At 36.8% G+C, this 7,152-nt stretch carries 10 protein-coding genes; 4 read left to right on the plus strand and 6 right to left on the minus strand.

What is annotated here, in order from left to right; all coding sequences use genetic code 11:
- Nucleotides 1-136: 136 nt before the first annotated feature.
- On the plus strand, nt 137-589 hold the full coding sequence (locus tag FFR48_RS23605; RefSeq protein ID WP_137669052.1) for a DUF4332 domain-containing protein: 453 nt from the start codon (nt 137-139) through the stop codon (nt 587-589).
- Between the two features lie 102 nt (nt 590-691).
- On the opposite strand, the gene FFR48_RS23610 is transcribed toward FFR48_RS23605, so the two are convergent.
- Nucleotides 692-1,306: a TetR/AcrR family transcriptional regulator gene (locus FFR48_RS23610; protein ID WP_096569944.1), complete on the minus strand. Its 615-nt coding sequence runs from the start codon at nt 1,304-1,306 to the stop codon at nt 692-694.
- Nucleotides 1,307-1,456: 150 nt separating this feature from the next.
- Between FFR48_RS23610 and FFR48_RS23615 the strand changes: the two genes are divergently transcribed.
- The gene (locus FFR48_RS23615; RefSeq protein WP_137669053.1) at nt 1,457-3,064 is read left to right on the plus strand and encodes a M16 family metallopeptidase; all 1,608 of its coding nucleotides are present in this window, start codon (nt 1,457-1,459) and stop codon (nt 3,062-3,064) included.
- 261 nt (nt 3,065-3,325) lie between these two features.
- Nucleotides 3,326-4,795 carry a M16 family metallopeptidase gene (locus FFR48_RS23620; protein WP_228051880.1) on the plus strand — a complete coding sequence of 490 codons (1,470 nt, stop codon included), beginning with the start codon at nt 3,326-3,328 and terminating at the stop codon, nt 4,793-4,795.
- Between the two features lie 49 nt (nt 4,796-4,844).
- Here the strand turns inward: FFR48_RS23620 and FFR48_RS30240 are convergent, their stop codons facing one another.
- The 5 genes from FFR48_RS30240 to FFR48_RS23640 form a co-directional block, all read right to left on the minus strand.
- Nucleotides 4,845-4,970, minus strand: a complete 126-nt coding sequence (locus tag FFR48_RS30240; protein WP_268932462.1) for a hypothetical protein — start codon at nt 4,968-4,970, stop codon at nt 4,845-4,847.
- Complete coding sequence (locus tag FFR48_RS23625) at nt 4,963-5,502, minus strand: Uma2 family endonuclease (RefSeq protein ID WP_096569949.1); 540 nt, start codon at nt 5,500-5,502, stop codon at nt 4,963-4,965. Before FFR48_RS23625 ends, FFR48_RS30240 begins: the two co-directional genes overlap by 8 nt.
- Nucleotides 5,503-5,654: 152 nt before the next feature.
- Nucleotides 5,655-6,182: a Uma2 family endonuclease gene (locus FFR48_RS23630; protein WP_268932463.1), complete on the minus strand. Its 528-nt coding sequence runs from the start codon at nt 6,180-6,182 to the stop codon at nt 5,655-5,657.
- An 87-nt stretch (nt 6,183-6,269) separates the two neighbouring features.
- Nucleotides 6,270-6,482, minus strand: a complete 213-nt coding sequence (locus FFR48_RS23635; protein WP_096569953.1) for a DUF6887 family protein — start codon at nt 6,480-6,482, stop codon at nt 6,270-6,272.
- Nucleotides 6,469-6,897: a hypothetical protein gene (locus tag FFR48_RS23640; RefSeq protein ID WP_137669056.1), complete on the minus strand. Its 429-nt coding sequence runs from the start codon at nt 6,895-6,897 to the stop codon at nt 6,469-6,471. The genes FFR48_RS23635 and FFR48_RS23640 overlap by 14 nt, the downstream gene beginning before the upstream one ends.
- Before the next feature lie 125 nt (nt 6,898-7,022).
- Here FFR48_RS23640 and FFR48_RS23645 point away from each other — a divergent pair.
- Nucleotides 7,023-7,152 (plus strand): helix-turn-helix domain-containing protein (locus tag FFR48_RS23645; protein ID WP_162501950.1); only part of this gene is annotated, 130 nt, incomplete at its 3' end.

A 7,152-nucleotide genomic window follows, 5' to 3' on the forward strand; every position in this document is an offset into this window, starting at 1 on the left:
CAATTACCAATTACCAATTACCAATTACCAATTACCAATTACCAATTACCAATTACCAATTACCAATTACCAATTACCAATTACCAATTACCAATTACCAATTACCAATTACCAATTACCAATTACCAATTACCCAATGTCTACTAAACAGATAAAGATTAAAAGTAATAAAAGTGTCTTCAAACCTTGTGACTGGCCGATTGAAAATTTACCAGGATTAAGTCCAGAGGAACTTTTAAAATTGCAAAGTTGTGATATTAAAACTACACTGGATTTAGTTAAACAAGGGAAAACACCAGCAGCTAAACTTGCATTAGCAAGTAAATTACAAGTCAATCTTCAATATGTTCATAAATGGGTGGCTTTAGCGGATCTGGCACGTCTTCCCAGTGTGGGTACTCAATATTGTGGTTTATTGCTTCATGCGGGTGTCATTTCTGTTGTGCAATTGGCGGAAATTCCTAGCCATAAATTACATCAGCAAATTATGCGTTTGCAAGTAGCAACTTTTCAACGACGTGATTTATGTCCGGCTGTGGAATTGGTGCAACAATGGAGTCAACAAGCAAAGGTAATTGGTAATTGGTAATTGGTAAATAATTATTCCCTATTTCCTATTCCCTTTTTACTGTCACCTGTCACCTGTCACCTGTCACCAGTCCCCAGTCACCAGTCACCAGTCACCAGTCACCTACTCTTTAATTAACACACCATTTAAGAAAATATCAGCCAAACCTTCAGCCATCTGTTGCATTTCTTGGGGTGATGCGTTGGGTTCGATGAGGGTATTATCAGAAAAACCTGCGATCGCAAACATTCCCAAAAACACCTTAGCCACTAATTTAGCATCCATCTGGCGATAGATTCCTTTATCCATTGCCGTTTGAAAAAATGCTTCTGCCACATCTGTCATTTTATCAATGACTTCGGTTTGAATGCGATCGCGCAAATCTTGATGAAACTGCACTTCCATGAAACAAACTCGCATCATGTCCACATTTTTCCGCATATTCCACATTCTACGGCGCATTACCTGGGCTACAGCTTTATAACTACCCATTTCACTCAATTCTGTCAACAAATCTGTGAGAATTTCCACCCAGCCATTTGTCGCCACCTCTACCAAAATTGCCTTTTTATTGGCAAAATGACGAAAGAGCGTACCCTCAGCCACACCTGCGGCCTGTGCTAAATCACGGGTTGTAGTACCATCAAATCCCTGAGATGCAAATAACCGCTGTGCCGCCTGAAGAATGCGATCACGGGTTTGAGCTTCTGAGGGAGGGAGAGAATGAAAAACTCGCATAGTAGTTATTGCTATATCTCAGGAACACGACTTGTAGCAATATTGTCTAACATCAAATCCAAAAAGCGCAGAAAGCTTAATATAAGATTAACTCTCTGTTTGCTAATTAACCTAATTCTCAAGAAGTGTAAATTTACTTTAATTTTTGCTATGAAACAGTCGATTTTGGATTTTAGATTTGGAATTTTGGATTGGTTAAAGGATAAAACGAAAAAGTCTCCATTCTCCAATGTTATCAGTCGTCTGTTGGCAGTTGCTTTAGTGGTGCTGATATTTGGTGTGAGTTTCACTACCCCAGCAGCTTTAGCACTGCAACCCCAGCAAACTTCCATTCAACCTTATTTAGATCGGGTGGTGAAGGAGTTAACAGAATTTACCCTCGATAATGGGCTGAAATTCATAGTTTTAGAACGACATCAAGCCCCTGTAGTTTCCTTTGTCACCTATGCTGATGTTGGTGGTATAGATGAACCTGATGGCCAAACAGGAGTAGCGCATTTTTTAGAGCATTTGGCTTTTAAAGGTACAAAACGCATTGGTACAACAGACTATCAAGCCGAAAAACCATTATTAAACCAGTTAGAACAATTAGATCAGCAAATTAGAACCGCCAAAGCTCAAAATAAAACAGAAGACTTAGCAAAGCTACAAACTGAGTTTAAATCATTAGAAAATCAGGCTCAGAAGTTGGTTAAGCAAAACGAAATAGGTAAAATTGTTGAGCAAGCGGGAGGTGTAGGTTTAAATGCTACTACTTCTAGTGAAGCTACTCGTTATTTTTACAGTTTTCCCGCTAATAAATTGGAACTGTGGATGTCTTTAGAGTCAGAGCGATTTTTAGAACCTGTTTTTCGGGAGTTTTATAAAGAAAGAGATGTAATTTTAGAAGAACGACGGATGCGTGTAGAAAATTCTCCCGTCGGTTTCATGGTAGAAAAATTTATGGATACTGCTTTTAAGGTCCATCCCTACAGAAGACCGGTAATAGGTTATGACGAAGATATCCGTAATCTTTCACCAGCAAATGTCAAACAATTTTTTGATAATTATTATGTTCCCAGTAATTTAACCATTGCTGTTGTCGGTGATGTTAACCCGGATGAGGTGAAAAGATTAGCCAAAATTTACTTTGGACGTTATCAGTCTAAACCTAAAGCACAGGCAAAAATTCCTTTAGAACCGAAACAAAATGAACCCAGAGAAATTACTGTAGAGTTATCTTCTCAACCTTGGTATTTTGAAGGTTATCACCGTCCCGCTATCACTGATCCTGATAATGCAGTTTATGACATTATGGCCAGTTTATTAAGTGATGGACGCACTTCCAGACTTTATAAGTCTTTGATTGAAAAACAACGGTTAGCTTTAGCTGCTCAAGGTCTGAGTGGTTTTCCTGGTGATAAATATGGGAATTTAATGTTATTTTATGCCCTGACAGCACCAGGACATACAGTTGATGAATTGGCGATCGCCCTGGGTAAAGAAATTGAAAAATTGAAAACAGAACCTGTATCAGCAACAGAATTACAGCGGGTGAAAACCCAAGCTAGAGCGGGTTTATTACGCAGTTTAGATTCTAATATGGGCATGGCGCAGCAATTATTGGAATATGAAGTCAAAACTGGCTCTTGGCGAAATTTGTTTAAACAATTGGATGATATTGCTAAAGTTACACCTGCGGATATTCAACGGGTAGCTCAGGCAACTTTTACCCCAGAAAATCGCACTGTGGGTAAGTTGTTGTCGAAGCAAGGATAGGGACTGGGGACTGGGGACTGGGGACTGGGGACTGGGGACTGGGGAAGAAAATTTTAGATTTTAGATTTTAGATTTTAGATTGGAGATCACAAAAACAATCCAAAATCCAAAATCCAAAATCCAAAATAAAAAACTCCTGCCTTCTGCTCCGTTCCCTATTCCCTATTCCCTGCAAAATAAGAGTTATGAACCGCAAAGTACACAAAGTACACAAAGGAAGAAGAGAGGTTAAATGTGAAGGTTAAGAAGTTGAAGTTTTCATTGAAGTTTTCTAAGAGTTGGCGGTTTATTTCCGCTTTGGTGATTGCTTTTCTGCTGACTTTTAATTTTTCTTGGGTAGCGACGGCAGCAGCAAAGCATTATTCAGATTTACAGTTTACTCCTTTGTCGGAAATTAAATTACCGAAATATGAACGGTTTGTATTAGATAACGGTTTGGTTGTCTATTTAATTGAGGATCATGAGTTACCTTTAGTCAGTGGCACAACTCTGGTTAAAACTGGTAGCCGTTGGGAATCAGGTGATAAAGTTGGGTTAGCGGATGTTGTTGGTTCACTGATGCGAACTGGTGGTACTCTCAAAAATTCTCCAGATCAATTAAATGAGATACTGGAACAACGAGCAGCTTCTGTTGAAACAGAGATGAGTGAAACTGCTGGTACTGCTAGTTTTGACAGTTTGACTGAAGATTTAGAAACGGTTTTTGGGTTATTTGCTGAAGTGTTGCGAGAACCAGCTTTTGCTCAAGAAAAGTTAGATTTGATTAAAACTCAAGTTAAGGGTGGTATTGCTCGTCGCAATGATGATCCAGATGATATTGCTAGTCGGGAGTTTAGAAAATTAATCTATGGTCCAGAAAGCCCGTACTCTCGCACGGTAGAATATGCAACTCTGGATCAAATTAACCGTGAAGATGTGGTTAAATTCTACCAGCAATATTATTATCCCAATAATATGATTTTGGGAATTGTAGGAGATTTTAACCCCAAACAAATGCGATCGCTCATTCAAGAAAAGTTTGGTGACTGGAAACCTAACCCTAATATTTCTAAAACGCAACTACCGCAAGTATCATCAGCTAATTTAGGTGGTGTATTTTTTGTTAATCAACCCCAACTCACACAAAGTAATATTCTCATTGGACATTTGGGGGGAACTTTCGATAATCCTGATTATGCTGCATTAAGTGTCATGAATGGGGTGTTAAATGGATTTGGGGGAAGATTATTTAATGAAGTGCGATCGCGTCAAGGTTTAGCTTATTCTGTATATGGTATGTGGAGTCCCCGTTTCGATTATCCGGGAATGTTTATTTCTGGTGGACAAACTCGTTCTGATGCTACAGTACAGTTTGTGAAAGCATTGAAAACAGAAATTAAACGGATACAAAATCAACGAGTAACAGAAAAAGAATTAAATTATGCCAAAGAATCTACCCTCAATTCTTTTGTATTCAATTTTCAAGATCCCAGTCAAACTTTATCTCGATTAATGCGCTACGAATATTATGGATATCCCGCTGATTTTCTGTTTCGTTATCAAAAAGCTGTCACTGCAACCACAACAGCAGATGTACAAAGAGTGGCCAGAAAATACCTCAAACCAGAAAATTTAGTTACCCTAGTAGTGGGAAATCAAACCGCTATTAAACCACCATTAACTCAGTTAGCAGCTACAGTGACACCCATAGATGTTACTATTCCCGGTTCTCAAACCCAAGCACAGAAATAAACACCAAAATCAACACCAAAATCAACACAAAAATCAACCTATTTGCAGTTCAATACTGTTTGGTGTGAGTTTGAAAACTTAAAACTTGGTAATTGGTAATTGGTAATTGGTGATTGGTGATTGGTAATTGTTGTCTATTTACTAATTGCCAATTTCCATTATCAAAACTACTCAAAAACAGGAGGCCAAATTTCTGAAATGACCACTTCAAAACCAGGTAATAAATCAGGCAATGTTAAAATATCACCATCTTTGAAAATTTCTGTTTCACCATCACGAGACACTTCTAATGTTCTCGTTTTAGGATTAATTAAAATTCCCACTTGTGAACCTAATTTAATAAATTCTTGAATCTTTTCTCTCAGTTTATCTATAGAATCAGTTTTAGATTTTACTTCCACTACCAAATCAGGAACTAATTCCGCATAATCTTCTGTTGATATTTTCAATCTCTCAGCACGAACAAAAGAAACGTCGGGCGCACGTAAATCAGAATTTGGTAATTTAAAACCTGCACTCGAACCCACGACACGGCCTAGTTTACGAGGTCTAACCCAGTTTCTTAACAAAGATGCAAACTCAGTACCTACTTCTTCTGGTTCATAACCCGACGGACTCATAATAATGATACTCCCATCTACTAATTCCATGCGATAATCTGGATATGCTATCTGTATTTCTTCTAGTTCTTTCACGGTTAAAGACATGATGATTTTCTCCTGAAATACTACGGAAATACTCTGCTGATTTTTGTGTATTGTTATATTTGATTATATCTGATGTGTTCAATTTTAGGTTAAAGATGATATTATTATTAATAATATTGCAGAAACAATACATATAGGACTAATTATCGACACTACTCAAAAACAGGAGGCCAAATTTCTGAAATGACCAATTCAAAACCAGGTAATAAATCAGGCAATGTTAAAATATCACCATCTTTGAAAATTTCTGTTTCACCATTTCGAGAAACTTCTAATGTTCTAGTTTTAGGATTAATTAAAATTCCCACCTGTGAACCTAATTTAATAAATTCTTGAATCTTTTCTCTCAGTTTATCTATAGAATCAGTTTTAGATTTTACTTCCACTACCAAATCAGGAACTAATTCGGCATAATCTTCTGTTGATATTTTCAGTCTCTCAGCACGAACAAAAGAAACATCGGGCGCACGTAAATCAGAATTTGGTAATTTAAAACCCGCACTAGAACCCACTATACGGACTAGTTTACGAGGTCTAACCCAGTTTCCTAAAATTCGCGCAAACTCAGTACCTACTTCTTCTGGTTCATAACCCGACGGACTCATAATAATGATACTCCCATCTACTAATTCCATGCGATAATCTGGATATGCTGTCTGTATTTCTTCTAGTTCTTTCACGGTTAAAGACCAGATGGTTTTCTCCTGAAATACTGAGGCAATGTTAATATTTTAATCTAATTTTTTGCAAATAGTAGAATATTACTATTACATATTTTGACGATTTCTTTCTAGTTTTTCACGAATAGCTGCTTGTACTTTTTCATCAAAATCAGGATCATTGAAACTAGCAATTATTCTCTGAGGACGCTGATTGATTCGGTCTAAATATGTTTGAAAAGCAATTTTATCTCCACGATGTTTGAGGCAATATTGCTTTAATTCAGCATCAGACATGGCATTATAGTTAGTTAGGCTCATCTAATAAATCTCCATTAATAAGTTCATCATATTTTTTCTGTAAATTTCCAAATTTATCATTTAATTCACCGATAACCTGTTTATTTCTGGTAATTAATTCTTGAGAATTAGCTAAATTATGAAGATGTTGTTTATTCTCATCAGTTATTTGATGATATTCTTGCTCTAGATTGTCATATCTACTTGTTAATTCATCAATAATTTGTGTGTTTTGTGCAATTACTTCTCTAGCCTGATTTAATTCACCAATCTTTTGATTATTTTCATCAGTAAGTTGATGATATCCTTTTTCTAAATTGGTATATTTATCACTTAATTCATTAGCAATTTTTTTGTAATGTTTAGCTGCTTGTCTATTCTTACCTCCCGCAGCATAAGCAGCATAAGCAGCAAAAGCACCAAAAGCAAGACCCATAACACCAAATAAAAAAGGTTAGTAGCTAGTTACTGTTTTCTTAACCAATACTAACAAATACTTACATTTACTGAAAATTTCCTGTCATCTTTTGCTTTGTGACAGAATTACAGTAAAATCACTGTATGCTACTAGGATTCAAAACCCAACTCAAAGTTAACAAACAACAACGACCACTACTAGCGCAACACGCAGGAGTAGCCAGACACGCTTGGAATCAAGGGTTAGCACTGTGTCAACAGGTATTATTACATA

Origin of the sequence: Sphaerospermopsis reniformis, from assembly GCF_005402885.1 — a bacterium.
Classification (GTDB): Bacteria; Cyanobacteriota; Cyanobacteriia; order Cyanobacteriales; family Nostocaceae; genus Sphaerospermopsis; species Sphaerospermopsis kisseleviana.